Raw genomic sequence first — 24843 nt, 5'->3', positions numbered from 1 at the left:
CGAATCAGCGCCCAGGCCGGGGTCGGCGCCCGCGTCGGGGTCGGCGTCCGTGCCCACGTCCGCGTCGGCGTCGGCGTCCACGGAGGCAGCCACCGCGGCCGCCCGCCGCAGCAAGATCACGCCGGAGCGCGAGACGGAGCTGTACGACGCCGTGCTCTGCCTCCTGCGCGAGGGCGGGTACGACTCGGTGACCATGGAGGGCGTCGCGGCCCGCACCAAGTGCGGCAAGGCCACCCTCTACCGGCAGTGGGGAACGAAGCCGCAGCTCGTCACGGCCGCGCTGGCCCAGCGCCGCTGCACCGTCTTCACCGGCATCGACACCGGCACCCTCGCGGGTGACCTGCGCGAGGCGGGCCGGATCGCCGCCTCCCACCGCGAGCGCGACGCCGAACTCATGGAGGCCGTCGCCCAGGCCTTCATCCAGCACCCCGACCTGCGCGCCGCACTCCGCGAGACCGTCATCGCGCCCGAGGTCGCGGCCATCGACGCGGTCGTGGCGCGCGCGGTCGAGCGGGGCGAGGTCGACGCCGGCAATCCCGCGATCGGCTTCGTCGCCCCCTGTTTCCTGGGCATGCTCCGTATCGAGCGGCTCTTCGAGGACCGCTTCACGGACGTCTCGACCATGCGGACCTTCGTCGACGCGGTCCTGCTTCCGGCGCTGCGCGTCGAGGGGTGAGCCGCGGGCCGGTCCGTCAGGCTGGAACCATGCCCGCAGAGCCCACACAGCCCGCAGAGCCCGGGCGGCCCGCCCGCCCCGCTCACCGTGTCCGCGTCCGCCGGATCTACGAGCCCCCCTCGCCGGCCGACGGCGTACGGGTCCTCGTCGACCGGCTCTGGCCGCGCGGACTCGCCAAGACCGACGCCCACATCGACGAATGGCCGAAGGCCCTCACGCCGTCGACGGAACTCCGCCGCTGGTACCACGGCACCGAGGGCGCGTACGAGGAGTTCGCCAGGCGCTACGAGGCCGAACTCGAGGCCCCCGACGCGGCGGCGGCCCTCGACCGGCTGAGGGGCCTCGCGGCGAAGGGGACGGTCACTCTCCTGACGGCGGCCAAAGACCCGTCCGTGAGCCATACGTCGGTCCTGCTGCGGGCACTGGACCCGGGAGCGGGGGCGTAACCCTCAGGCCCGGTCCAGCCGCAGCCGGGGCGCCTCGGAGGCGGCGTCGACGACGACGGGGCGGGCGGCGGCAGCCGCACCGCTCCCTCCGCCCGAGTCCGCCCCTCCGCCCGAGTCCGCCCCTCCGCCCGCATCCGCCCCTTCGGCCTCGCCGGCCTCGCCATCCACGGCGGCGCGGTCGGCCAACTCCCGCGCCCACGCCACGAGTCCGCCCGCGTCGATCCCGTACGCGGCGGCGGCCTCCACGCTCCCCGGCCCGCCCGCGAGGCGGTCGGCGCCGCGGCGCAACAGCCGCGCCCCGCCCGCCGTGTTGCCGCGGGCGGCGTGCGTGAGGCCCACGGCGAGCTGCGCGAGGCCCTGCCACAGGTCACGCTCGGACTCGGGTCCGGACTTCCAGGCGTCCTCGAAGACCTCGTGCGCGTGGAAGGGCATCCCGGCGTCCAGGAGTCGCTGCGCCTCGCGCAAGGTCTCCTCGGGGGTGCGGACGACGCCCTCGGGCTGCCGGGGCACGCCCTCGGCGCCGTACGGCAGCGGCCGGCCGAGTCCGTCACGGGGACGCGCGCTACGAGCTCGCCCCTCGTCGTCCCGATCCCTGCCGTCGTCACTCGCTGTCCGGTTCACCCGTCCATTGTGGCCCCCGGGACGATCAGGACCGCTAGGCTCGACGGTCCACCGCACACCGGACCGCGTGGGTCACACGGCCGGTCATGGCAGCAGCTCTTGTGGGGAGAGTGAGTCACCGGTGTCGTCGGATCCTGAACATCCTTTGTCCTCAAAGCCGTTGGAAGCGCTTTCGAGCGCCGGAGCGGAGCAGGAGGGTACGGAGCCCGACACGGCCCCGGCACGAGGGAACCTCCTCCCCGAACGCGGGCCCGGAACTCGCCGCGGCCGCCCACGCGGTCGAGGGCGTCGTCGCGGAACCCGCGCGCGGTGGGGGGCGTCCTCGTCTACCGGGGAGAACCGGGGATGGGCAAGACCGCGCTCCTCGCCGAGATCGGCAGCGACGCCCGGGACAGGTGCACCGTCCTGACGGCCCGAGGCGGCGAGGCTCACAGCTCGGCCCCGTTCCACGTAGCGCGCCAACTGCTCCGATCCGCGACGGAAGCCCTGAAAGTCGATGATTTCGACCGAATCGCCCCCGCGCTGGGCCTCGCACCGCCACCTCCGCCCCGGCCGCTCCCGCCGACCCGCGGGGCGTACGGGGCGGACTCGTCCGGCTCCTGCACGGCCGGGCCGAGCGGCTGAGGGAGAAGCCGCCGGTGCTGCTGGTCGACGACGCCCAGTGGGCCGACGCGGAATCCCTGGCCTGGCTGGACGCCTGCACCCGGACCTTGCCGGCCAGGGGCCTCCCCGTCCTGGTCGTCCTCGCGCACCGCCCGCTGTCGCGCGAGCCGCACGCCCCCGGCGCGTCCGCCACCCGTCGCGGCGCTCACGGCGCTCGGCGACCGCGCGGTCCTGACTCTTGGCCTGGACGCCCTGACGCCCGAGGCCACCGCCGTACTGACGCGCGACGCGCTCGGCGGGCACGCGGACCCTGGTCGCCCGGGGCCGTACCGCCGAGGCCCGGGACGTCGCCGACCGCTACGCCTTCGGTCCGCCCCGGCCGGGAGCGATCGTGCTGCCCGACGGGCCGAGCGTCCTGGGCCGCCCCTGCTGGCCGAGGGCCGGCGCGAGGAGGCGGTCCACACGCTGGAGGCGGCGGCCGAGGCGCTGACCGTCCGTGGCCGCCACCACGTCATCTGGGCCCGCTGGCCTTCGCCCTCGCCCGCGCCCTCGCGACGACGGACCCGGACCGCGCGGCGCGCATCGCCACCGAGGCCCACGCCCACGCCGAACGCCTCGGCACCCCCACCGCCCGTGGCGAAGCCCTCCGCTGCCTGGCCCTCTTCGCCACCCCGGCCGAGTGCCGCCGCCTCCTCACCCGCGCCGTCGCACACCTGGCGGCGTCCCCCTCCCGCTACGAAGAGTCCCGAGCCCGCCTGGACCTCGCCCACGCGACGGGCTCGGCCACCACGCTCGCCGAAGCGACGTCCCTGGCCACCACCTGCGGCGCGGTGACAGCCCGTGCGCCAACCCACCCTCCGCGGTGAGGTAATGTTTTCCCTGCACGCCGACGCGGGGAAAACCTCACGGAGACGCGCATCGGGACGTGGCGCAGCTTGGTAGCGCACTTGACTGGGGGTCAAGGGGTCGCAGGTTCAAATCCTGTCGTCCCGACCATGCGGAAACGCAGGTCGGAGGCCGTTCTCTCATCCATGAGAGGGCGGCCTTTCGCGCGTTCGGAGGCGCGGCGGTCGCAGTGTGGTCGCACGCCCGGGACGGGGCTGGTTTGCCGTGGTGCTGGCGGCGGGTGGTGCGGGGGAGCGGAGCCGGTGGAGGGCTTCGCGGAGGCGGTGGAGGTGGTCGCGCGGTGGTCGCAGCCATGCGGGCCGGTCCGTACGGACCGCCGTCTGCTGGGCGCCGCTGAGGACGTGGTCGATGGTGTCGACGGCCTGGTGCGCTGCCTGTTGGGTGAGGTGGCTGTAGATGTTCGCGGTCGTCGACAGGGTGGAGTGTCGCAGCGTCTTGGAGACCACGGTGAGCGGGACGCCGGCGGTGATGGTGATGGTGGCGGCGAGGTGGCGCAGGTCATGGACCGTGACCCGGGGGACGCCGGCTTCCTCGGACAGCCGGTGGAGCCGGTCGAGTACGAGGTGTGGCCCGAGCGGGCGGCCGTCGGGTCGGCAGAAGACCAGCCCCGCGAAGGGATCGTTGGGGTCGCCGCGGGTCCGTGCTGCTGAGCGTGCCCGGTGGCGGAGGGCGGTGGCGACGCGGGGTGAGATGGCGACCCAGCCTCTGCTCGACCGGGTCTTCGGTGTGGTGATGACGAGGCGGTTGTTGTCGATGGCGGAGAGCGTGCAGCGGATGTAGAGCACGCCCTCGTTGAGGTGGGCGTCGTCCCAGTGCAGACCGAGGGCCTCGCCCTTGCGCATGCCGGTGCCGATGATCACCTCGAACAGGTCGGCCATCTCCGGGTCGGCCTCGTGGCAGTGGGTGAGGAAGCGGGCCGCCTCCTCCGCGGTCCATATCCGCCGCTCCGGCGACGGCGGTCGGCGCAGGACCGGGGGAGAGGCCGGGTTGTGCGGGAGGCGGTGTTGGCGGACGGCGTCGCCGAGCGCGCTGGAAAGGGTGGCGAGGCACCGGTAGAGGGTGGTCCGGCCGCGGCCGGCCGTGAGCTGGCCGGTAACGAAGGCCGCGATGTGCTGGTGGGCAAGCTGGTCGAGCTTGAGGGTGCCGAACGCGGGGACCAGGTCGTTGCGCACGTAGTCGCGGTACCGGGCCACCGTCGTCGGCTTCAGCACCAGCACCAGCGCCTTCGCCGCCAGCCAGGCGTCCAGGTAGGCGGCGACGGTCTGGTTCGGGTCCGCATCGAACCCGCCGGCCTCACCCTCGAGGAACCGGCGCAAAGCCTCCTCGGCCGAGTCCTGACTGGCGAAACCACCCCGGCGCACCGTCGATCGACCGGGGCGGGGACGTCGACGGCGAACAGGTCCCGTGGGTGCTGTCGGCGAGTAGATGAGGGCAGCGGGCACCTACCTGGTGACGCTGGGTGTCCCGGCAGCCACAACGACGGTAGACACGGCCTCGGTCGGCACTGGTACGCATGGCGATCGCCTCCACGAGGCGGGAAAGGTCCGACACCCTCAGCCTGCGACCACACGCGACCACCACGCCGGTTAGAGAGGCCGTGACCAGTAATTTTCTCTTGTCTGGGCGCCAAGGGACCCGCAGACGCCCCGTAGAGTCTTCGGCTGATGGTTGTCGGGCTTGGTGCGCGACTGAACGGCTGACAGGACAGCTGGGACAAATGACGGGCCACGTTCGAGCTCAGCCTCGCCTCTCAAAGCAGCGAGGGGGCGATTCCCATTGGCGGCGTGGTTTCTGCCAGGCGGGGGACTTCTCCTCGAAGAGCGGTGCTGCTATCCGTTCATCCCAAAGTTGACCGTTGATGGCACCGCTGTTGTGGCTGGTCAGGCTCAGCCGACAACGACCACTGTCCCCTGATGCGTAGCGTCGCGTACGTCGTTTTGATACACACCGATCCAGAGTGACACGATCCGTCGGTGGACGCGTTGCCTGGCTCAGGGGAGGATGGGGAGCGTGTGCCGGGTTGTACCGTCTTGATCTGGTGTGATGTGAGGAGACCGTTGCCCTGTTCCTTCGCTCTGAGGTCTGCCAGGAGTGGGCATGGCTGACACCGATCTTCTGCGTGCCAGCCGGGACGGCGATCAGTTCCACTATTACTGGGCGGCTCGGCAGGCGCTGAAGCTGTTGCTCCCTGGTGCGGATCTGACTGCCATTGCCATTGAGGGCGTGTCGCATGACGACACGGAGGGTCGCGATGGCGAGGACGTCATTGACATCGCCGAGTACTACGGCGCACCTGGGCTTCACGAAGCCAACCGCGTGGTGTACCGGCAACTGAAGCATTCGACGACGCGGGCCACGGAGGAGTGGACCGTGTCGGGTCTTGCAACGACGGTCAGCGGGTTCGCGGAGAAGTTCCGACGGATCCGGCTGGAGTCGCCAGGGCTTGAGCGGAAGGTGGCCTTCGAGTTTCTTTCTAATCGGCCTGTCCGTGACTCCGTACTGCGAGCAATCGGGATCCTGGCAGCAGACGGTGAGCCTGGCGCGTGCGCTCACGAGGTCAAATTTCTCAAGCAGTATGCGGGCTTCTCCGAGGACGCGGACGGCGAAGCTGAGTTCTTCAAGCGGCTGCAGGTGGACCCCACGGCTCCGAGCCTACTGCGGCTCGAAGGGCTGTTCCGGCTGGATCTGGCCGGCTTCCTGCCCGGCGCCCCCGACGTGCATCCCCTTCTGCTGAAGGAGATGATCGCGAGACGGGCGAGTTCACTCGAGACGAATCACGTCGTCGACCGCTCCACTGTGCTCACTACTCTCGGGGTTCCCCCGGAGCGCGTCCTACCTGCTCCGAGCCTTATTGACCGGCCTGAGCGCGTCATCGTGACTCCGCAGACTCGCGCGATCGCCGACGACATCGTGGGGTCCGCCCAGCAGCCGGTCATTGTCCATGCTGCCGGCGGCGTCGGGAAGTCCGTGCTCACCACGCAGATTGAACGGAACTTGCCGGCCGGATCCGTCACCCTCGTCTATGACTGCTTCGGGAACGGTGGTTACCGGCGTTCCAGTTCACCTCGCCACCAGCATCAGCAAGGTTTGGTCCAGCTGGCCAACGAGCTTGCTGCGCATGCTCTGGCCGATCCGCTGATTCCGGCCGGTACGGCCCAGCCGGCTGACTACGCGAAGGCATTCATGGTCAGGGTCAGGGGCGGGGCAGCGGCCATCGCTGCCTCTGCCCCCGGAGCGCTCCTGGTTCTTGTCGTGGACGCGGCCGACAACGCGGCTCTCATCGCGCGAGATGGCGGTGAGCGTACCTTCGTCGCAGACCTGTTGCGGGAGACCCTGCCTAACAACGTGCGACTCGTCATGTTGTGCCGTACCGAACGCGTCGATCTGTTGGAACCGCCGCCTGGTGTCCACAAGATCGAACTTGCGGGATTTGGTGTTATCGAATCCAGGAAGCATCTGGAATCGGTGTTCGGCGCGGTTACGGAGGCGCAGGCGGCCGAGTTCCAGCGTCGCACCGGCGGCAACCCTCGGATCCAGGCCCTCGTTCTCAGTACGGCATCGGACCTCGACTCCTGTCTCGCCTCCCTCGGGGAGGCGAGGCAGCACGACGTTCCCTTGTTCGATGAACTCCTGCAGAGCCTGGTGGACCGCTGTAAGGACGCCCACCATCACCTGAGTGTGGAGATCGACCGCTTGTGCGAGGCCATGGCCGCGCTCCGGCCGAGGATTCCCATAGGAGTTCTGACTCAGCTGTGCGGGGTGCCGGCTGCGCTGATCCACAGTTTTGCAGCAGATCTTGGACGCCCGCTGCTTGTCGATGGTGACAGCTTGCAGTTCCGTGATGAGCCCACCGAGACCTGGTTTCGGACAAAATATCGCCCGACCGGCCAGCCCCTGATTGACTTCATCGACCGCCTGACACCGCTTGCCACAGACGAACCGTATGTGGCGGCCTCTCTGCCGCAACTGCTGTGGGAGGCCGGGCAAGTCGACACCCTGGTCGAGCTGGCTATGACCGACGGCGCCCTTCCCGAGAGCGACGATCTGGAGCAACGGGAGATCGCTCAGCAACGGGCCCAGTTCGCCCTCAAGGCCACACTGCGCGTGGGAAAGGAGTGGGAGGCGGCTCGCCTGGCTGTCAAGGCTGGAAGCCTGGCCGCCGGTCACTCCCGCCGGCTTCATCTGCTGAGGTGCAACACCGATCTGGCGGGCGCGTTCCTGGACGCCAGCACGGTCGAAGACATAGTCGCGAACCGCAGCCTTGCCGCGGACTGGCCGGGCTCCAATCTTCATGTCGAAGGCGCTCTACTCTCGTTCGCGGCAGGCCAGACCGACTTCGCGCTCAGTCGGCTGCGCAGCGCGGCGGAATGGCTCAGGGCGTGGGTGCGGCAGCCGGACGAGGAGCATCCTCACCGCTACCGCGTCACCGCGACCGACATCGCTGAAGTCGCATTCGGGTACCTCAACACCGATGGCGTGGAGGCGTGCGTCGAATACCTGGCCCGTTGGCGCCCCAATCGGGTGAGCTTCGAAGCCGGAGAGATCATCACCACTCGGCTTGCCGACTCGGGCCGTGTCGAGGAACTGGAGGCCCTCGGCCACGCGGCCACGCGCTCGAAGTACCTCCAGTTCGCCGTCGCCTACGCGGCCTGGCAGGCCAACCTCGTCTGCCAGGCACCGCTTGCGCAGCGCCTGGTGCGAAGGCTGAAGCGCCAACGCAGACCTGTCTCCTTTCGCCGGCATCCGGCTCTTGCGGAGGAGAATAAGGCGCTTCCGGCGGTTTGCTGGATTATCGCCATGGGCCTGCGCCATGGCCTGCTGTCGGGCGCGGAGGCTGAACGGATCCTGTGCCTCAATCTGCCTGACGACCTGGGCCGGGGCGCAGGGAGCCGCTACGGCGATAACAGCGACACACTCACACTGCTGTGTGGTTTCGCCCTGTTGTCGAGGATTCGCAGGCAGCCCTTCGATGTGGACGCGATCGCGGGCAGCGATGTCATCGAGGCGCGGCAGGACCCCCATACGTACTCAAGGGCATTGGACGACCACAAGAAGGGCGTCGTGCCCCTCGGTGCCTGGGCCAGCCTGTGGATGGACTGCCTACTCGGAGCTTCCGGCGACGCAGAGGTTCGGTTCCGAGAACTCGCGGCCGCCATACCGGGCAAGCAGGGCGGACATGAGTTGTCGTACTTCCTGTACCGCGGCATCGCGCGATTCGGCGTCCGGATTCTAGCCTTCGGCTCCTCCGAGATGACACGTCGACTCCTGCTCGACTGGCTTCGGGACACACACAGGCACATTTCGGACGGAGCACTGATCGACGCCGTTCGAGCAGCGGCCCCCGTCGACGAAATACAGCACATTGCCGTCGAACTCGCGGAGGCCGTCTCCACGTCGCTCGATACCGCCCAGGAAAGTGCTGAGTACAAGGCGGAGCAGATGGTCAAACTCGCCCGTGCTGTCCAGCGATTCGACGTAAGTGAGGCTCACGCCTACTTCACCCGGGCGATCGATCTGACCGATCGAGTGGGCGACGACGTACACGTGCTGTGGCGGGCCCTCCTTGCCATGGCCCGCCATGCCTCCGAAGGAAATCACGAGGACGATCGCCGGGCGTATCGCGTTGCCCAGCTCGCTGAAAGCCTTCAGCCCTATCTCGGGGACGGACTGGACCACTCCAAGGTCCTCGGCGTTATAGGGCAGTTGAGCCCTACGACCGCGACAGCCGTTGCTTCCCGCTGGCGCGACCGTCGCCTGTGTTCTGAAGGTCCGTTCATCCAGGCACTGCTCGACGAAGAAGCAGGCCCGCTCGCTCCGCCCGCGGTGACTGCTTTGGCAATGGTGCCGTTCGGCGAGCACCGTGTCAGCGTCCTCCGCCTTGTCGAACGAGCCATGCGCGAGGCCCCCAGCGACGGGGAACGCATAGCAGGGACGCTGGGAGAGTTCTTGCGGGCACATCGCTTCGGCAGGGCAACCTTCGAACAACTTGACGAGACCGCCAGCGAATTGGGCATCGACCTTTCCGGAACGTTGTTCTCCGTTGGGTCCCGACACCTCGCGTTCCCGGAGTCATCCGGCTACAGCTCTCCCCGATGGACTCGAGGTGAGGAGGACGAGGAGCGAGCGGCGCGTCTGCGACAGTTGGAGGACGCCCTCGGAGCGTGTGACCTCTCCACCGACGAGGGCTTCGAGAGGGCCCGCCAACTAGTCCGAGGATCGGATCGTCTGCTGCACATGGAGCAGGTCATTGACCGAGCGGTCGCTCTGCCCCTGCGTGAACTCGACGACATGCTCGTCGCGTTTCACTCCAATCCCCACCTCAGCACCTTTGACTACACGCATCTGATCAAGAAGTTGACCGATCTGCGCTTGCTTCCCCTGGCCGCGCGCCGGCAGCTGCGTCATGTTGCGGACACGGTCGCCAAGCGGTTCAGCCGGGAGCTGACGACCAAGGGCTACGAGCCGATCGACCTACAGAGCCTCGCTGACCTGGCCGGCATGTCTGATGCGGATCTGCTCGGAACTGCACTTCGGGAACTTGGTTCCCAGCCCGCTACGTTCCTCGCCGAGGAGTGCCACCACCTGGCTGCCCGGATAGCTCCACGTCTCACGGGTGCACAGGCGCAGGTCGTCCTGGACGACTTCGGGACCATGCTGGCCGGCCTTGCCCCAGAGGACTCAGCCGATGGTGTGTTCGCCAATCTTCCAGCTAAACCGGAAAAGACCGCGAAATGCCTCGCAGGGTATCTGTGGGCGGTCCTAGGGGACCCCGAGCCCGCCGCAAGGTGGCGGGCCGCGCACTGCGTCCGAATCCTCATCGAACTCGGCTGCAAAGAAGAACTCGAAGCGCTGCAGTGCTTCGCGCTGGGGACTCTCGACGTGACACCGTTCCGCGACGCCCGCCTGCCCTTCTACAGCCGACATGCCCTCCAATGGCTGCTTTTTGCCCTCGCGCGTTCCGCTCAGAACGCAGCAACGCACCAGGAAATCGCAGAATTCGAGCCGCTGCTGCGAAAGGTGATCTTCGACGACGCGCCGCATGTCGTGATGCAGGAAAGCGCGAAAGTCGCCTGCCTGGCCCTGGCTGATTCTGGCTTCGGGACGCTGACAGTCGAGGAACTCGACATCGTGCGCAGGGTTAACGTTCCGATTAAGGTCATCAGCCAATCGTGGGAGGAGCGCAGGGAAAGAGTGCGGAACGAGACAACTGAGGGAAGCTCCCCCAAACTCGAGCCGAGCAATTTCAATTTCCTGTGGGACTTTAGTGAACGCTGGTGCAGGCCGCTGGGGGAAGCTTTCGGAATCTCCGAGGAGACAGTCCTGCGACTCGTCGGCCAAACCATCACGTCCACCTGGCAGGTCTCCTACCGCGGCGCCCACGAGGACGACCCGCGCCACAGCCTGCAGCTGTACAGGGAAGGAAGCACCTTCTCCTACCGCACGAACTGGCCGGACGCTGATGATCTGGACTTCTATCTCTCCACCCATGCCTTGTGGACCGTCGCCGGAGAGTTGCTGAAAACGAATCCCGTGTACCAGGACAACGAGGCAGACACCGACTTGTTCGGCGACTGGCTCAATGACTTCCTTCTCGCACGCGACGACGGCAGATGGCTTGCTGACCGGCGCGACCCCTCGCCGCAGAGCGTCTTCCGGGGGGCATACAACTCACCAAAGCCCGACTGGATCTGGCAGTTGAACAGCGGACACTTCAGCGAGCGTCTCCTGGCGAGCGACGGCTGGGTCACAGTGTGGGAAAGCTCTGACGACACGAGCTATGAAGCCGCGCAACAAGTCCTGATCCGCAGTGCTCTGGTCACGCCCGAAAAGGCCAGGGCGCTCGCAATCGCCCTGCAGACCGCCCCTTCGTACATGGCCTATCGGATTCCGGACGCCGACGACAGTGACTACCAGTTCAATGCCCAAGGCTTCCAGCTGACTGGCTGGATTGTCGTCCCAGACAGCCGCGAAGGTCAGGACTGCAGAGACCCGCTCGCCGCTGGGGTTAGATATCCAACCTATCGGCCCGCCGACGAGTTCATTGGTCTGCTAGGGCTGGAACCGGACGCAGATATGCGCGAATGGACTCGTGCCGGTGACGCCGCCTTCCGCAGTACCGTCTGGGACGACACGGCTACGACCGGTTTGGACCGAGTGACAGGGACTGAGGGGCAGCGACTGGAAATCCGGCCTGCTGCCCTCCAGGAGCTCCTTTCCCTGGCCGGACGCAGCATGATCGTCCAAGTGATGATAGACCGTACTCATAAAGACCACAGTCAGCCCCATTCGGTGAGGTACGACCAAAACGATGACGAATCCCTTCCCCCGCGCGAAAGGTCCTACAAGATTTACCTCTTCGATGACTCCGGAGGATGCGGCGAGCTTTGAACGGACGCTCGAACTGGGCAAGGAAATTTCCGCTGACCTTGCAGATCACGATGTTCTGGGTCGATGGATGGCCCATCACATCAGCGACTTGATCACCCGTGCAGAGACGGCCCCTGAGGCGGATGTCGACGACATGCGACGCGAAACGGTGGCCGCCATCCTCGCACTCTGGAAACACCGGTCGGCCCTCCCCATGGACAATCCGCCACTCGACGCGTTCGAGCCAGTATTCAGTGCGCTGAAGCGGCTGAGTGAGCCCCAGGACCCGTGGGGCTTCTACCAAATGTTCCCGCCCGGGCATGAGCCCAGTCAGGACGACACCGCGGCTGTCCCGCTGCTTCGGAACGCACTGGCCGTTGAGGATGCCGTCCGCCGCGTAGTACGTGAGATCGTCGTTTTTGCTGCAAGGGAAGCGGCCGATAAGGAGGCGAAGTGGCTCCAGCTTTCAGGGCATCTCGAAGACGACGATCAGCGATCGGCACGGGACGCCGTCCTTGAACTTGCAAGCACCCTCGCAAGGTACACCGGTGACGCTGACGCTGAACCGGTCGCGGAAGACGGGTACTCGAAGCTGATCACCATTCTGCTGCGTGCTGAGACGCAACTGGCGGAAGTTCGTCGGGTTCTTGAGATGCATCTGTCCAAGACGTCGCCAGAGGGGGAGTCTGACGCGCTTGAGTGAGGGCACTCGGCGGGCCTCACTGCATTTGAGCAAGTACATTAACGACGTGCCTGATCGTCGCGACGAGGTGGTGCAGGTAGGGGTCGTGGATCCGGTGACGCCGGTTTCTGGGACAGCTCATGCAGTCGGTCGATGTTGGAGCAGGGAAGATGGCAGCGCTGGCGCTGCCATCCTTTGTGATCATCGAGCGTGATGATCTCCAAGATCACGTGAAATCGTGCCCGTTCTGCAACTCCCCCCCTCCGAGCCTGGATACCGGATTGCCGGCGGTCTAAGCTGCCTGTCGCCCTCAGAGCTGATCCTTGGCCCCCCACAGGAACTCGGCGGCGTGCTGTCGGTTGGCGAAGCCCTCGCCGGCGAGGTCGAGCAGGAGGTCGTTGCTCCACAGGATGAGCCGGCCGAGGGTCCAGTTCACCGACTCGGGTGCCGGCAGCTCCAGTCCGTAGACCATTCGCGCGATCTCACGTTTGCCGCCGGCCTTGGTCGTGTACTTCAGGATCGTCAGGAAGCGGTCGGGGTACATCACGCAGAGGACCGGCGTGAGGAGGGCTTCCTTGAAACCGGTCATGGCGAACGGCTTGGTGCCGGACAGCAGGTGCTCGAGCCGGTCTTCGAGCGGCACGTCGTCGGGCCCGCGCAGGAGGTATTCGATGGTTTGACGGGTCGTCTCCCCGGCCGCCGCGTCTCCCATGCCGTTCCACGCGGAGTTGAAGGTGGCCTGATTGCCGGGGTGGGCACCGATCTCGGAGTTGGCGAAGTCCTTGAGAGCCCGGGGGTCGCATGTCCACAGCCCGTCCGGGGAGAAGATCCGCTGGTACTTCGCCCAGTAGGCGGCCACGTCGGGGTCGAAGTTCGGTCTGGCGGCGAGGTACTGCTCCTTCAGCCGGGTCACGCGCTCCATCTGATCGGGATCGACGTCCTCGGCTTTCGGGAAAAGGGACTTGAGCTCGCCGAACGAGCGGAGCGGGATCCGCTGCGGGATCACGGGCTCCCTGTGCTCCCATTCGAAGCCGCATCGGTGCCTCACGAGCCGGCCTCCACCGTCGAGCGGGCGGACCGCATCGATGTCCTCGTCGTCGCTGCACAGTGGACACATGGTCAACGCCATGGCTACCCCCGCTTCGTCGATGCCGGAGGCTCCCAGCCGTCGTGCACCCGGTCAAGAGCCGCATTCCCGCATTCAGCCATGGCACGCGGCATGCGACCTCCAGCGCGCCGACGGGTCTTGCCTTGACCGTCCTGGACGACAACTCCGTGCCAACGGCGTCCGGTGTTCGACTCGTGCGACGAGGTGTCGACGCGTATCGCGTGGCCTCCGGAGGATGGGCAGACGGCGAGGCAGCACTGTCGCAGCGCCCGGCGCGGATCAGTTGGTCAGCTGGCATACCCGGTTGTCGTCTGTTACCTCGTACACATCGATGCGCAGGAGCTCACGGACGTGGGCCGGGACGCGAGTGGCGGCTTTGGCGGAGGAGGACGGTACGACGAGGGCGTAGCGCGTGTGCGGGTTCTGGCTCGTCATGCGGCGTAGTAGTTGGCCGTAGGCGATGTCGGCGTCGATGCCCTTGTCGCTGGTGCGGCCCTTGGCCTCACAGATCAGCCGTTCCTCGCTGCGTACGGCTTCCAGATCGGTCCACGGGTCCGTGGGAGTGACTGGTGTCCAGCCGCCAGCCAGGAGCCAAGTGCGGAAGGCGTCGGTGACCCGAGCCTCGTCACTCTTGCGGGCCAGGATTTTCTTCAGCGCTACCAGGTCGGCCGTTTCGTTGCGGCGTAGTCGTCCGCGAATGTCCGCATCCAGATCGGAGGGGCGGATGACGACCAGTCGCAGCCCGCGTGCGGGAATCTCCGTATCGCGCCGGGCGTCGTACAGGGCTCGCTGCTCGCCGCGGTGGACACCGCTGACCGTGAGGCGGTCCGGCTTATCGAAATGAGGCATCAGCTGGTCGTGCTGTCGTTCGCGGTACTCGACCACCAGCTGATGCCCGGGCCAGTAGGCGTCGACCGGCAGCTTGACTCGTCGGTCGCCTGCTCCGGGATCTCCCAGCAGCCAGTCGAACCTGTGCTGGGTCAGAGCGCTTTCCCCGAGAATCCGGTTGCACAGCCCGACGACGTACGCCTCATCGCTGCCATCTCTCGTTGCCATGACGAGGCATCCTGCCATCACCCACGGACGACGGCACCGGCCCGGCGAACTACACGTCGGTGACTGTCGGGTCCCGGAGCGCCACCTCGAAATACCGTGCCGCCCATCACAACCAGGTCTGCTCAAAGCTCGGATTTTGGCGTAATCGAAGGACGATCAGCCGCTTGCCACGGGCGATACGTTCCTGGGCAGGGGTCGGTGCTCGCTACACGCCGAATCCGGCAGGGCACAGAGCCTCTGCGGCGACAACGGACCATCTTGCGGGGGCTGCCCTCGTACTTGAGCAGCGCGCCGCCGCCCAGGTGGTCGGCGGCACTCACGAGGAGCAGGTACCTGCCCCGATGAACTGGCGCGTGCCGGTATACGCGTCGTAGACGGCGACTGCCCAGCGTGTGTATGGCCAGCTCCTGTTGCTGTGGAACTCGACCGTGAGCTTACGACAGACGGCCTCCTCGACCGCGCCTCTGAGGTTGGACTGGGAGGCGTGGCTGGCGAATCGGCTGTTGGGGTCGTCGGTCCAGACGTAGGCGGCGTTTTCGACGGGATCGAAGCCGAGGCTGATGCCGTCGTCGAGTGCGATGGGGTCGTCGTTCGTCTCGGTGGTGTCGGTGTTCCAGGTGGCGACGATGGCCTTGACCGTGGCGTCGGCGACGCGGATCTCCGCCTTGTCGCTGCTGGGTATCTCGGCCGTTGCCATGCCGGATTCGTCTCCGTGCCACTGGCCGGCTGTTTCCGAGATGCAGCCGTCAGTAGCCTCGCCATAGCCGAGGGCCGCCGCATCGAGAGCGCCGTCGGATGTCTTCCAGTAGATGGCGAAGCGGCCGTAGGGCCAGTTGACCGGGTCGTTCTTGAGACGGTGCGCGAGGGCGGAGCAGGCCGCCATCTCACCGGCTCTGCGGAACACGTCCTGGTAGTTCTCGGGCAACTGCGGGACCGGCCCGCCGGTCACCATTACGGTCTGTGCCCGCTGGTTGAATGTGATCGTGGGCTTCATGAAGTCCATGTCCTTGGTGGCCAGCATGGACGTCATCCGGTCCCGGATCGCCTTCTCGGCGTCATGCTCTTCGGGGCTGCCGGCGATGGTGCTCGCACTCCACTCGTCGGCAAGTGGTTGCGTTTCGTCGCCGGCTCGTGTGTAGGCGGGATTGGTCACTCCGGCGAGGGGATCCTTGGGGATCCTGATGGTCCGCGGATCGACTACAGCAGCGGATGGGGTCCCCGTAGGCGTGCCAGCAATCGTGGTTCCAGAAGCGCTGACCGGGGCGGATATCTCGGTGGAGGGTGTCGAAGGGGAGGCATGGCCGGACCTGAGGTCCACGTCCGCCCGGTCGTCACTGCTGTAGAAGGCGACGATTCCGCCCGAGGCGGCGGCGACGGCGATTGCGGTGACGGCGGCGGTGATGAGCGCGCGCTTACGCCTCGGGGGCGCGGGAAGGCTCCAGGCGGGGTCCTCCATGCTGGGGAGGTTCCACGCGGTGGTGAGGTAGTCACTGATCCGCGTCGGCTCGCGTTCGGCGGCTGCGCCGAGGACCTGGGTCGTCTGGCGGGCCAGGAGCCGCGCGCATTCTTCTGCTGCCGCTTCGGCGCTGATTCGCTCGGCGGAGTTTTTCGCGAGGGCTTTCGTCAGGGGCTCGCGCAGTTCGTCGGGGAGGCCGTCGAGATCGGGTTCCTGGGATATGACGCGGTAGGCGACCACGTCGGGTGCTCCGGTCCCGAAGGGGAGGCGCCCCGTGGCGGCGTAGGCGACGAGCGTGCCCCAGGCGAACATGTCGCCCTTGGGTCCGGCGGTACCTGTGCGGTAGTGCTCGGGGCTGATCCAGCCGGGGGTACCAGTCATGACACCGGTCCGGGTCACGGAGGTGCCGTCGGCGGCATGGGCGATCCCGAAGTCCAGGACCCGGGGGCCGGCCGGGGTGAGGATGACGTTCTGCGGCTTCACATCCCGGTGGACGACGCCGGCGGCGTGTATTGCGGCGAGGGCCTGGGCAGTTCCGGTGGCGAAGGCGTACAGGGTGGCGCCGGTGAGAGCTCCGTGGGCGGCGAGATGCTGGTCGAGGGTGAGACCGGGCGCGTAGGCGGTGGCCAGCCAGGGGGTCTCGGCATCCGGGTCTGCTGCGAGGAGCGGGATGAGGCACGGCCCGTGCACACGCGAGGAGAGCTGGACTTCTCGGCGAAAGCGGGCCCGGAACTCAGGGTCCTCGGCCTGCGCGGGGTGGATCACCTTCACAGCGATACGGAGGCCGGCTGGATCGAGACCGGCGTGGACGGTGCCCATGCCGCCCGAGCCGAGACGGCCGATGATCCGGTAGGGACCGACCCGCTTCGGGTCGCCGGAGCGGGCAGGCTGTACCCGCCCGTCTACGCGAGCGATGCTCACAGGGTGTTCGTTCCTCTTCTGCGATGAAGCGCCATGAGGCTGACACACACCCATGAATGGAGTCCCCAGCCCAGGAACGGGATGGTATCGGCAGACTGCCTCGGCGGGCGGGGCAGTCCGCTGCTTCGTTGTCGCTCGGAAGGATCAGGGAGGGGCAGAAGGCTGAGCCCGGACGCGAGTTGGGGACCAGTTGGGGACCACACGGTCTGCGCGACAGCGCACTACGGACCGTTGTGTGCACTATCTGCGCCCGGATTAAGTCTGCTATATCCAGAAAATACCCTTGACCCCCACTCCTGGGGGTCAAGGGGTCGCAGGTTCAAATCCTGTCGTCCCGACTCGAAAGAGTCGCAGATCAGGGGCCGTTTCAGAGCAATCTGAAACGGCCCCTTGATCGTTTTTGGGGACCAGTTGGGGACCAGCGCACTTGACCGACCGGAGCGCATCTTGACGCGGTCAAGGTGCGCTTCGCAGGGCGGGGCGGTCGGTGCCCGCCGAGTCCTGCTGTGTCGCGCCGCCGGCGTCGCGCCGGCCGATGTCTCCGGCGCGGAACCAGCCCTTGATGTTGCGGCCGCTGGTGCAGAGTTCGCTGGGTTCGTCCTGAACAGGCTGTGCCCTCGACGACCGGCACGCCGAACGCCGACCGGCTCGACGGGAGCCTGGCGAACGGACAGGCGCCACCGCCTGCCGCGCCCGCGACGCCCTGGGAGTGGCGGGCCCGCTTCCCCGAACTGGCGCAACTGCTCGGCGGCTGGTTCTCGCCGGACATGCCGGACGAGTTCGGCGACCAGGAGACCGCGCTCGCCGATTACGGGGCTCGTCGCCCAGCTGACGGGGGAGTTGCACGACCTCCTAGCCCTCGGCCTGGACGAGGACGGCCTGGCCCTGGCCCTGGTGACGCACGGAGGTCGAGCCCCCGGTACCGTTCAGCCCCGGCGCCTGGCTCGCCACGCTCGCCGTACGGCTGCGTGCCTGAGCTGGTCCGTGATCGGGCCCGCGGTGATGTCGTCGCGGCCCCCTGGCCGCGTGTCCGAGCACATGATGGAGAAACGCTCCAGGCGCAGGATGCTATCCGCACGTCGCTGAAACGAGTGGAGGGAGCTCGCTCCTCGGCTGTGCAGCCCCCACCGGCCTCCTTCTGGTAAGGCTGCTCGGGCGTCTGGTGGACCACTTGGGGACCAGACGGTGTGCCGGGCGAATCATCCTTCTGCCCAACGGCCGTGTCACGGCCGACCCTTGTCATCAGAGCCTCCTCGTCCGTCCGATCCGTCGCACGCCCTGGCCGCCGACGCTCGCGCCGTCACCCTCCCCACCGCGCACGAGCTCGTGGGGGCGACGGCGGTCAGTGGAAGAGCTGTGCTCCAGGAGGGGGCACCGGTGGCGTGGGCAGGGCCTGTTCGGCCCAGATGACCTTGCCTTCCGGCGTGTACCGGGTACCCCAGTGCTCGCTGAGCTGCGCCACCAGGAACAGTCCGCGGCCACCCTCGTCCGTGGTGGCGGCGTACCGCAGGTGTGGGGCGGTGCTGCTGCCGTCCCACACCTCGCAGGTAAGAGTGCGATCGCGCAACAGGCGAATGCGAACCGGTGGGGCGCCGTACCGTATGGCGTTGGTGGTGAGCTCGCTGAGGATCAGTTCCGTGGTGAAGACGAGTTCCTGGAGTCCCCACTCCTCGAGCTGGTCGGCCGCGAGACTGCGCATGGCGCCGACCTCGCTCGGGTCGAACGGCACCTCCCACTCCGCGACCCGGCCGGGGCCCAGGGTCCGCGTCCGGGCGATGAGCAGCGCTATGTCGTCGGAGGGCCGGCTGGGGAGCAGGGCGTCGAGTACGGCGCGGCGGCTGGCGTGCGGGTCCCGGTCGGGGTGGCTCAGCGCCGTGCGCAGCTTTTCCAGGCCCTCTGAGATGTCCCGGTTCCGCTCCTCGACCAGCCCGTCGGTGTACAGGACGAGCTGACTGCCTTCCGCAAGGCGCAGTTCCATGGTCTCGAACGGCATGCCTCCCAGCCCCAGCGGGGGGCCGGCCGGAAGTTCCGAGATCGTCGTCGTGCCGTCCGGGGCGACCACCAGCGGTGGCATGTGCCCTGCCCGCGCCATGGCGCAGTTCTGGGAGACCGGGTCGTAGACGGCGTACAGGCAGGTCGCGCCCAGGACGCCGCCGTCCTGGGCAGCGCGGTCGCCTTCCTGGTCCATGCGCTGGACCAGGTTGTCGAGACGGGCGAGGAGTTCGTCGGGCGGCAGGTCCATGGAGGAGAAGTTGTGCACGGCCGTGCGCAGCCGCCCCATGGTGGCCGCGGCGTGCAGGCCGTGCCCGACGACGTCTCCGACGACGAGCCCGACGCGGCTGCCCGACAGCGGGATCACGTCGAACCAGTCCCCGCCCACTCCGGACTGGGCGGGCTGGTAGAAGTGCGCGACGTCCACCGCGCTCTGCTCGGGCAGATCCTGCGGCAACAGGCTGCGCTGGAGCGCCACGGCGAGATTGTGTTCGCGGGTGTAGCGGCGGGCGTTGTCCATGGTGACCGCGGCGCGGCCGACAAGCTCCTCGGCCAGGGACAGGTCGTCCTCGTCGAACGGTTCCGGCTTCTGCGACCGCCAGAAGTTGACCACTCCGAGCACGACGCCCCGCGCCTTCAGCGGAGCCGCGATGAGCGAGTGGATCCCGTAGCCGACGATCGCCGATGCCCGCGGCGCGTCCTGAGCGTGCCAGCCCGGCGCGTCATGGAGATCGGGCACGAGTTCGGGTGTGCCCGTGCCGTATCCGCGGGCCTGCGGCGTGGACGGCAGGAACTCGATCAGGCTGTGGAGCGGATACAGCGGGTGATCGGAGCGGATGCCGCTGACCGCCGTGCGCCGCATGTCGGCGCCCGGGCCGGGCTCGTCGCCCTTCAGTACCGGGTCGGCCAGGTCGACCGTGACGAAGTCCGCGAACTGCGGAACGGCGACGTCGGCCAATTCCTCCGCGGTGCGCACCACGTCGAGGGTGGTGCCGATGTCACCCCCGGCGTCGTACAGCAGCTTGAGCCGCCTTCGGGCCGTCTCCGCCCGGTTGCTCAGGAGCTGCATCTCGGTGGAGTCGCGGATGGTGACCGCCGAGCCCTGTGGGCGTGTGGGCCGCTGATTGACCACGAGCAGCCGGTCCCCGGCCTCCAGCACCTCGTCGGTGGCCACCCGGCCGGACAGCAGCAGTTCCGCCATCCGGCGATCCATGCCGACCTCGTCGACGGGGCGTCCTTCGGCGTCGTCCGGCAGGCCGAGCAGCCGTCCCGCCTCGTCGTTCGCCAGGAGTAGTCGTCCGTCGCCGTCCGTGATCAGCACCCCTTCGCGGACGGAGTGGAGCACCGCGTCGTGGTGCTCGTACATGCGGGTCATCTCCTGCGTGCCGAGCCCGTGGGTCTGGCGGCGCAGTCTTCGGCTGATCAGCGCCGTGCCGACCGTGGCCAGCGCCAGACCGATGGCGAGGGCCAGGAGGAAGACCGGAAGGTGACGGTCGGCGATGCCGGTGACGCTCTCCACCGTCAGACCCGCCGAGACCAGGGCGACGACCTCACCCCCGGGCGAGGTGACCGGGACGATCGCCTGGATCTCCTTGCCGAGTGGCCCCTCCACGCTCTCGGTGTACACCTGGCCGGCGAGGGAGGGCTCGATCGTGCCGACGAACCGCTCGCCGATGCGGTCGGGCTGGGGGTGGGTGTAGCGGATGCCGTTCGTGTCCATCACCACGATGAAGTCCACGCCCGCGTCCTTGCGCGTCTCCTCGGTGAGGGGCTGCAGGATCGCGGACGGGTCCGGCGACCTCAGCGCTTCTTGCAGGCCCAGGGAGTTCGCGAAGGTCTGAGCCACGGAAACCGACCGGTTGCGCGCTTCGCGGTCGATGTCGTAACGCGACTGCAGCACGAGAGCCAGCAGTGCCCCGGCGGCGAGCAGCACCACGATCGCCACCTGAAGGACGAAGACCTGTCCGGCGACGCTTCCGAATCTTCTGCCTAGGTTCGACCGCACCCGTACGCCGGGCACGAGAGACGAGACGGGCTCACAACCCAGTTGTAGCACCTCCCCGCGGACAGGGCTCGTGGCGTTCACGGTCCGCGACAGGGCCACCACACGAGGTTCCCGCCGCCGCGGGTCGGGGGGACGACCGCGCAGCGGGTGGGGTCAGGGCTTCGGCACCGTGTTGATGTAGTCGGTGCCCGCGCTGTGGAAGCCGTCCACCGTCTTCTGGACGTCCGCCGGGGAGACGGCCTCGTCGGCCTTGTGGTAGACCCAGTCGACCTTCATGTCCCAGCTGCGGGGGCCACCGGTGAAGGGGAGGTCGATGAACCAGTTGCTGAAGTGGATGTCCATCTGCTCGCGCGGCACGTACGTGCCCGAGCTGGTGAAGAGCTCCTTGCCGTCCAGGGAGTAGGTGACCTTTCCGTCCATGGCGGTGATCATCATGGTGTGCCAGCCCCCGAGGCGCCGCTTGAGGGTGTGGTGGACCCGGTCCGGCGGGTCGGCCTTTGACCAGCTGACGTTGTCGAGCTGCGGACCCACCGAACCCCAGCCGCCGTTCGGCAGGTACTCGAAGTCGAGTTCGCTGTAGTTCTCCGAGGAGTCCGAGGGGGAGATCGGGAAGAAGGTCTGGACGACGTGGTCGCCGTCGCGTCCGCTCGTGGGTTTGTCGCTGAGGTGGACCCGGGCGGCGAACGTTCCCGTGAAGAAGTTCCGGCTCGTGGTCTGCACCTCGACCTGCGTGGTGCCCTGCCGGGTGCCGTCGGTGGCGGAGCGCAGTCGGAGGACCTTGCCCCCCTCGGCCGTCGGGTCGGAGGGGAACGCGGCGCCTTCGGCGCTCCAGGTGTCCTTGATCCCCGGGCCGCCCCCGCCCGTACGGATCTCCCAGCCGTGCGCGGCGAGGGAAGGGTCGTCGGCGCCGGTGTAGTTGAAGGTGTCGAACAGGGTCCCCGGCGGTCCGGTGGGCGTCGGTGAGGCTGCCCGCGCGGGCCCGGCGGCGTCGGTGCCCCCGCCGGTCGCGGGGTCGGCGGAACACGCGGCGAGGACGCACAGGAGGACCGGCAGCGTGAGCGCCGTCCACGCGCGGCGACGAGAGGTGCGGCGGGGCTGGCTCACACAGGCTCCTTGGGGCGTAGAGGCGGTGACTGGACACGCCCGTTGTCATGCGGAGCGATCGCTGATCGCATGAATCGAGCGGTCATCCTAGCGAAGGTTTCAAGCCATTCCGCCTCGTGTTCGCGACCCGGTCACCCAAGGGTCGAGAAGCGCTCGTCGACATACCGATCCGGTTACGGCGCCCGATCGGACCCTGCCAAATGCGAACATCACGCACCAATCGATCGAGGTCATGCGCTACGGTCCGCTCTACGCTTCAGCGGTCTCCCCACCCTGCACAAAAAGGCCACAACTCATGCGCCACGTCGCCACATCCTCCCGGCGCGGATCGGTCCACTCGACACAGTCCAGAGTGGCTGAATCACGTCAGACGGAGCCCGCTCCGGCGCCGGTGTTCGTCGACCAGTCGGGCCTGCGCAGCCGTCTGCTGCGGCGCTTCGGCTGGCCGGTCTCCGTGGTCGGCGCGATCCTGGCGGCGGCCATGGGCAGCAGCCTTATCGGCGTGCAGTCGGACGCCCCGGCGATGGGGATACCGCCGAAGCCCTCCTACTTGCCCGCCAAGGGGCCCGTGTCGCCCTCCTTGCCGTAGAGGACGAAGTCCGCGACACCCCACCCGAAGAGTTCGGCCGACACGCCGAACATCGCGACATCCCATGGCATACCGCGACCGTCGTGCCGCCCGGAGCACCACCTGCGGGCCGGGCCGAGCGTGCCTGATCGACCGCACCACCCATCTCCAGGAGCGCCCTTGTCCCGCCACCAGCGTCGTCGGCAGTCCCTGCTGAGACCGCGCCGACTGGCTGCGCCACCGCTGCGCTTCTTCATGCCGCTGTCCCTGCTGGCCTGCTTGCTCGCGCTCCTCGTCCTGCGCGGTCTCGCCACCAACGAGGCGTTCCACGACACCCGGGTCGCGACCTCGGTCGACAAGACGACCGTGCCGGAGAACCTGGTCAAGGGCGGCCCGATCATCGACGCGCGCGGCACCAAGAACGAGCGCCCCGTGAGCTATCGGATCCCCGACCGCACCGTGGTCCTGAGCTTCGACGACGGCCCCTCGCCGGAGTGGACCCCGAAGATCCTCGATGTGCTCGCGGCCCACGACATCCACGCGGACTTCTTCGTGACCGGCGCCATGACCACGCGCCACCCGGAGCTGATCCGGCAGATCGTCGCGGGCGGTCACGAGATCGGCGTGCACACCTTCACCCACCCCGACCTGGCGTACCAGTCCGAAGCCCGGATCAGCTGGGAGCTGGCGCAGACGCAGCTGGCGCTGGCCGGCGTCGCGGGCGTCCACAGCGCGCTGTTCCGCCCGCCGTACTCCTCCGACGCCTCGGCGCTCGACGACTGGAACTATCCGGTGATCAAGTACGTGGGTTCCCACGGCTACCTCACCGCGTTCATCGACCGCGACACCCACGACTGGAAGCGTCCCGGCGTCGACGCGATCGTCAAGGCGGCGATGCCGCGCAAGCCCGGCGCGGGCGAGCTGATCCTGCTGCACGACGCGGGTGGCGACCGTACCGAGACCCTTGCCGCGCTCGAACAGATCATCGAGAAGCTGCAGGGCGAGGGATACCGCTTCGCCACCATCTCCGAGGCGCTCGGCGCCACCGACGCCACCGTGCCGGTGCACGGCTACCAGCTGTGGGCGGGCAAGTGCTTCATCTGGGCCACCCAGGCCGCCGTGCTCACCCTGCCGGTTCTGGTCGCGCTGCTGGCCGTCGTCGGCTTCCTCAACTTCGGCCGGTTCGCCCTGATGCTCGTCCTCGCACCGCTGCACGCCCGACGCTCGCGGCGGCGGGACGCGTGGGGACCGCCCGTCACCGAGCCGGTCACCGTCCTCGTCCCGGCCTACAACGAGCGGGAGTGCATCGCGAACACCCTGAACTCCCTCGCCGCCAGCGACTATCCGATCGAGGTGATCGTCATCGACGACGGCTCGACGGACGGCACCGCGGACATCGTCGAGGACATGCGTCTGCCGTTCGTCCGGCTGATCCGCAAGGTCAACGGCGGCAAGTCCACCGCGCTCAACGCCGGCATCGCGGCCGCCTCGTACGACATCATCGTGATGATGGACGGCGACACCGTCTTCGAGCCGTCCACCGTGCGCGAGCTGGTCCAGCCGTTCGGCGACCGGGGGATCGGCGCGGTCGCGGGTAATGCCAAGGTCGGCAACCGCGACAGCCTGATCGGCGCCTGGCAGCACATCGAGTACGTCCTCGGCCACAACCTGGACCGCCGGATGTACGACATGCTCAACGTCATCCCGACCATCCCCGGCGCGGTCGGCGCCTTCCGCAAGGAGGCCCTGTGGCGGGTCGGCGGAATGAGCGACGACACCCTCGCCGAGGACACCGACATCACCATGGCGGTGCTCTGCGACGGCTGGCGGATCGTCTACGCCGAGCGGGCCCGTGCCTGGACCGAGGCCCCCGCCAGTCTCCAGCAGCTCTGGTCCCAGCGGTACCGCTGGAGCTACGGCTCCATGCAGGCGATGTGGAAGCACCGCCGCGCCGTGACCGCCCGCGGTCCGGCCGGGCGCTTCGGACGGCTCGGGCTGCCGCTCGTCGTGATGTTCGGCGTGGTCGCTCCGCTGCTCGCGCCGCTGGTCGACATGTTCCTGCTGTACGGCGTGCTGTTCGCGGACGCCCCGATCACCCTCACCAGCTGGGGCGGCTTCATCCTGCTCCAGGCCGTGCTGTCCTGGTACGCCTTCCGGCTCGACGGCGAGAAGCCACTGCATCTGATCAGCCTGCCGATCCAACAACTGGTCTACCGGCAGCTGATGTACGTCGTCCTGCTGCAGTCCACGATCACGGCGCTGACCGGTGGCCGACTGCGCTGGCAGAAGCTCCGGCGCACCGGCGAGGTCGCCGCACCGGTGGAGGCCTGAC

General features: G+C 68.0%; 13 protein-coding genes and 1 tRNA gene. 6 read left to right on the top strand and 8 right to left on the bottom strand.

Going from position 1 to position 24843, the window contains the following annotated elements:
• The first annotated feature begins 49 nt into the window (after window positions 1-49).
• Window positions 50-676, top strand: coding sequence for a TetR/AcrR family transcriptional regulator (locus tag ACIP8Z_RS11505; protein WP_402081730.1), 627 nt, complete (start codon window positions 50-52; stop codon window positions 674-676).
• A 29-nt stretch (window positions 677-705) separates the two neighbouring features.
• Window positions 706-1122: a DUF488 domain-containing protein gene (locus ACIP8Z_RS11500; RefSeq protein ID WP_402081727.1), complete on the top strand. Its 417-nt coding sequence runs from the start codon at window positions 706-708 to the stop codon at window positions 1120-1122.
• Between the two features lie 3 nt (window positions 1123-1125).
• Here ACIP8Z_RS11500 and ACIP8Z_RS11495 read toward each other — a convergent pair whose 3' ends face one another.
• Both ACIP8Z_RS11495 and ACIP8Z_RS11490 read right to left on the bottom strand, forming a co-directional pair.
• Window positions 1126-1743: a DUF309 domain-containing protein gene (locus ACIP8Z_RS11495; RefSeq protein ID WP_402081725.1), complete on the bottom strand. Its 618-nt coding sequence runs from the start codon at window positions 1741-1743 to the stop codon at window positions 1126-1128.
• Window positions 1744-2703: 960 nt separating this feature from the next.
• A complete protein-coding gene (locus ACIP8Z_RS11490) occupies window positions 2704-2853 on the bottom strand; it encodes a hypothetical protein (RefSeq protein ID WP_402081723.1) in 150 nt (49 codons plus the stop codon).
• A 412-nt stretch (window positions 2854-3265) separates the two neighbouring features.
• Between ACIP8Z_RS11490 and ACIP8Z_RS11485 the strand changes: the two genes are divergently transcribed.
• Window positions 3266-3342: transfer RNA gene (locus ACIP8Z_RS11485), tRNA-Pro, on the top strand.
• A 29-nt stretch (window positions 3343-3371) separates the two neighbouring features.
• Here ACIP8Z_RS11485 and ACIP8Z_RS11480 read toward each other — a convergent pair.
• Entirely contained in the window at window positions 3372-4568 is a 1197-nt protein-coding gene (locus ACIP8Z_RS11480) for a tyrosine-type recombinase/integrase (RefSeq protein WP_402081720.1), read from the bottom strand.
• A 781-nt stretch (window positions 4569-5349) separates the two neighbouring features.
• Between ACIP8Z_RS11480 and ACIP8Z_RS11475 the strand changes: the two genes are divergently transcribed.
• Entirely contained in the window at window positions 5350-11640 is a 6291-nt protein-coding gene (locus ACIP8Z_RS11475; RefSeq protein ID WP_402081717.1) for a hypothetical protein, read from the top strand.
• Window positions 11612-12322: a hypothetical protein gene (locus ACIP8Z_RS11470; RefSeq protein WP_402081714.1), complete on the top strand. Its 711-nt coding sequence runs from the start codon at window positions 11612-11614 to the stop codon at window positions 12320-12322. Before ACIP8Z_RS11475 ends, ACIP8Z_RS11470 begins: the two co-directional genes overlap by 29 nt.
• Window positions 12323-12611: 289 nt before the next feature.
• Here the strand turns inward: ACIP8Z_RS11470 and ACIP8Z_RS11465 are convergent, their stop codons facing one another.
• From ACIP8Z_RS11465 to ACIP8Z_RS11445, 5 genes are all read right to left on the bottom strand, one after another.
• A complete protein-coding gene (locus tag ACIP8Z_RS11465; protein WP_402081712.1) occupies window positions 12612-13307 on the bottom strand; it encodes a hypothetical protein in 696 nt (231 codons plus the stop codon).
• Window positions 13308-13688: 381 nt separating this feature from the next.
• On the bottom strand, window positions 13689-14465 hold the full coding sequence (locus ACIP8Z_RS11460; RefSeq protein ID WP_402081709.1) for a hypothetical protein: 777 nt from the start codon (window positions 14463-14465) through the stop codon (window positions 13689-13691).
• Window positions 14466-14781: 316 nt separating this feature from the next.
• Window positions 14782-16896 carry a serine/threonine protein kinase gene (locus ACIP8Z_RS11455; RefSeq protein WP_402081706.1) on the bottom strand — a complete coding sequence of 705 codons (2115 nt, stop codon included), beginning with the start codon at window positions 16894-16896 and terminating at the stop codon, window positions 14782-14784.
• Between the two features lie 1288 nt (window positions 16897-18184).
• A complete protein-coding gene (locus ACIP8Z_RS11450; RefSeq protein WP_402081703.1) occupies window positions 18185-20779 on the bottom strand; it encodes a SpoIIE family protein phosphatase in 2595 nt (864 codons plus the stop codon).
• Between the two features lie 213 nt (window positions 20780-20992).
• Entirely contained in the window at window positions 20993-21943 is a 951-nt protein-coding gene (locus tag ACIP8Z_RS11445; protein WP_402081701.1) for a glycoside hydrolase family 16 protein, read from the bottom strand.
• A gap of 748 nt (window positions 21944-22691) precedes the next feature.
• On the opposite strand from ACIP8Z_RS11445, the gene ACIP8Z_RS11440 reads away from it, so the two are divergent.
• A complete protein-coding gene (locus ACIP8Z_RS11440) occupies window positions 22692-24842 on the top strand; it encodes a bifunctional polysaccharide deacetylase/glycosyltransferase family 2 protein (RefSeq protein ID WP_402081698.1) in 2151 nt (716 codons plus the stop codon).
• Window position 24843: the final 1 nt, after the last annotated feature.

The sequence above is a fragment of the Streptomyces sp. NPDC088553 genome (assembly GCF_044752965.1).
Lineage (GTDB): Bacteria > Actinomycetota > Actinomycetes > Streptomycetales > Streptomycetaceae > Streptomyces.
The sequence above is the reverse complement of the archived record's forward strand: the minus strand, read 5'-3'. Positions and strand labels throughout refer to the sequence as shown.

Bases quoted from the DNA above. Each gene is read 5' to 3' on its own strand.
- ACIP8Z_RS11475 (WP_402081717.1), top strand. From the start codon at position 5,350: ATGGCTGACACCGATCTTCTGCGTGCCAGCCGGGACGGCGATCAGTTC.
- ACIP8Z_RS11470 (WP_402081714.1), top strand. From the start codon at position 11,612: ATGACTCCGGAGGATGCGGCGAGCTTTGAACGGACGCTCGAACTGGGC.
- ACIP8Z_RS11500 (WP_402081727.1), top strand. From the start codon at position 706: ATGCCCGCAGAGCCCACACAGCCCGCAGAGCCCGGGCGGCCCGCCCGC.
- ACIP8Z_RS11455 (WP_402081706.1), bottom strand. From the start codon at position 16,896: ATGGGTGTGTGTCAGCCTCATGGCGCTTCATCGCAGAAGAGGAACGAA.
- ACIP8Z_RS11460 (WP_402081709.1), bottom strand. From the start codon at position 14,465: ATGGCAACGAGAGATGGCAGCGATGAGGCGTACGTCGTCGGGCTGTGC.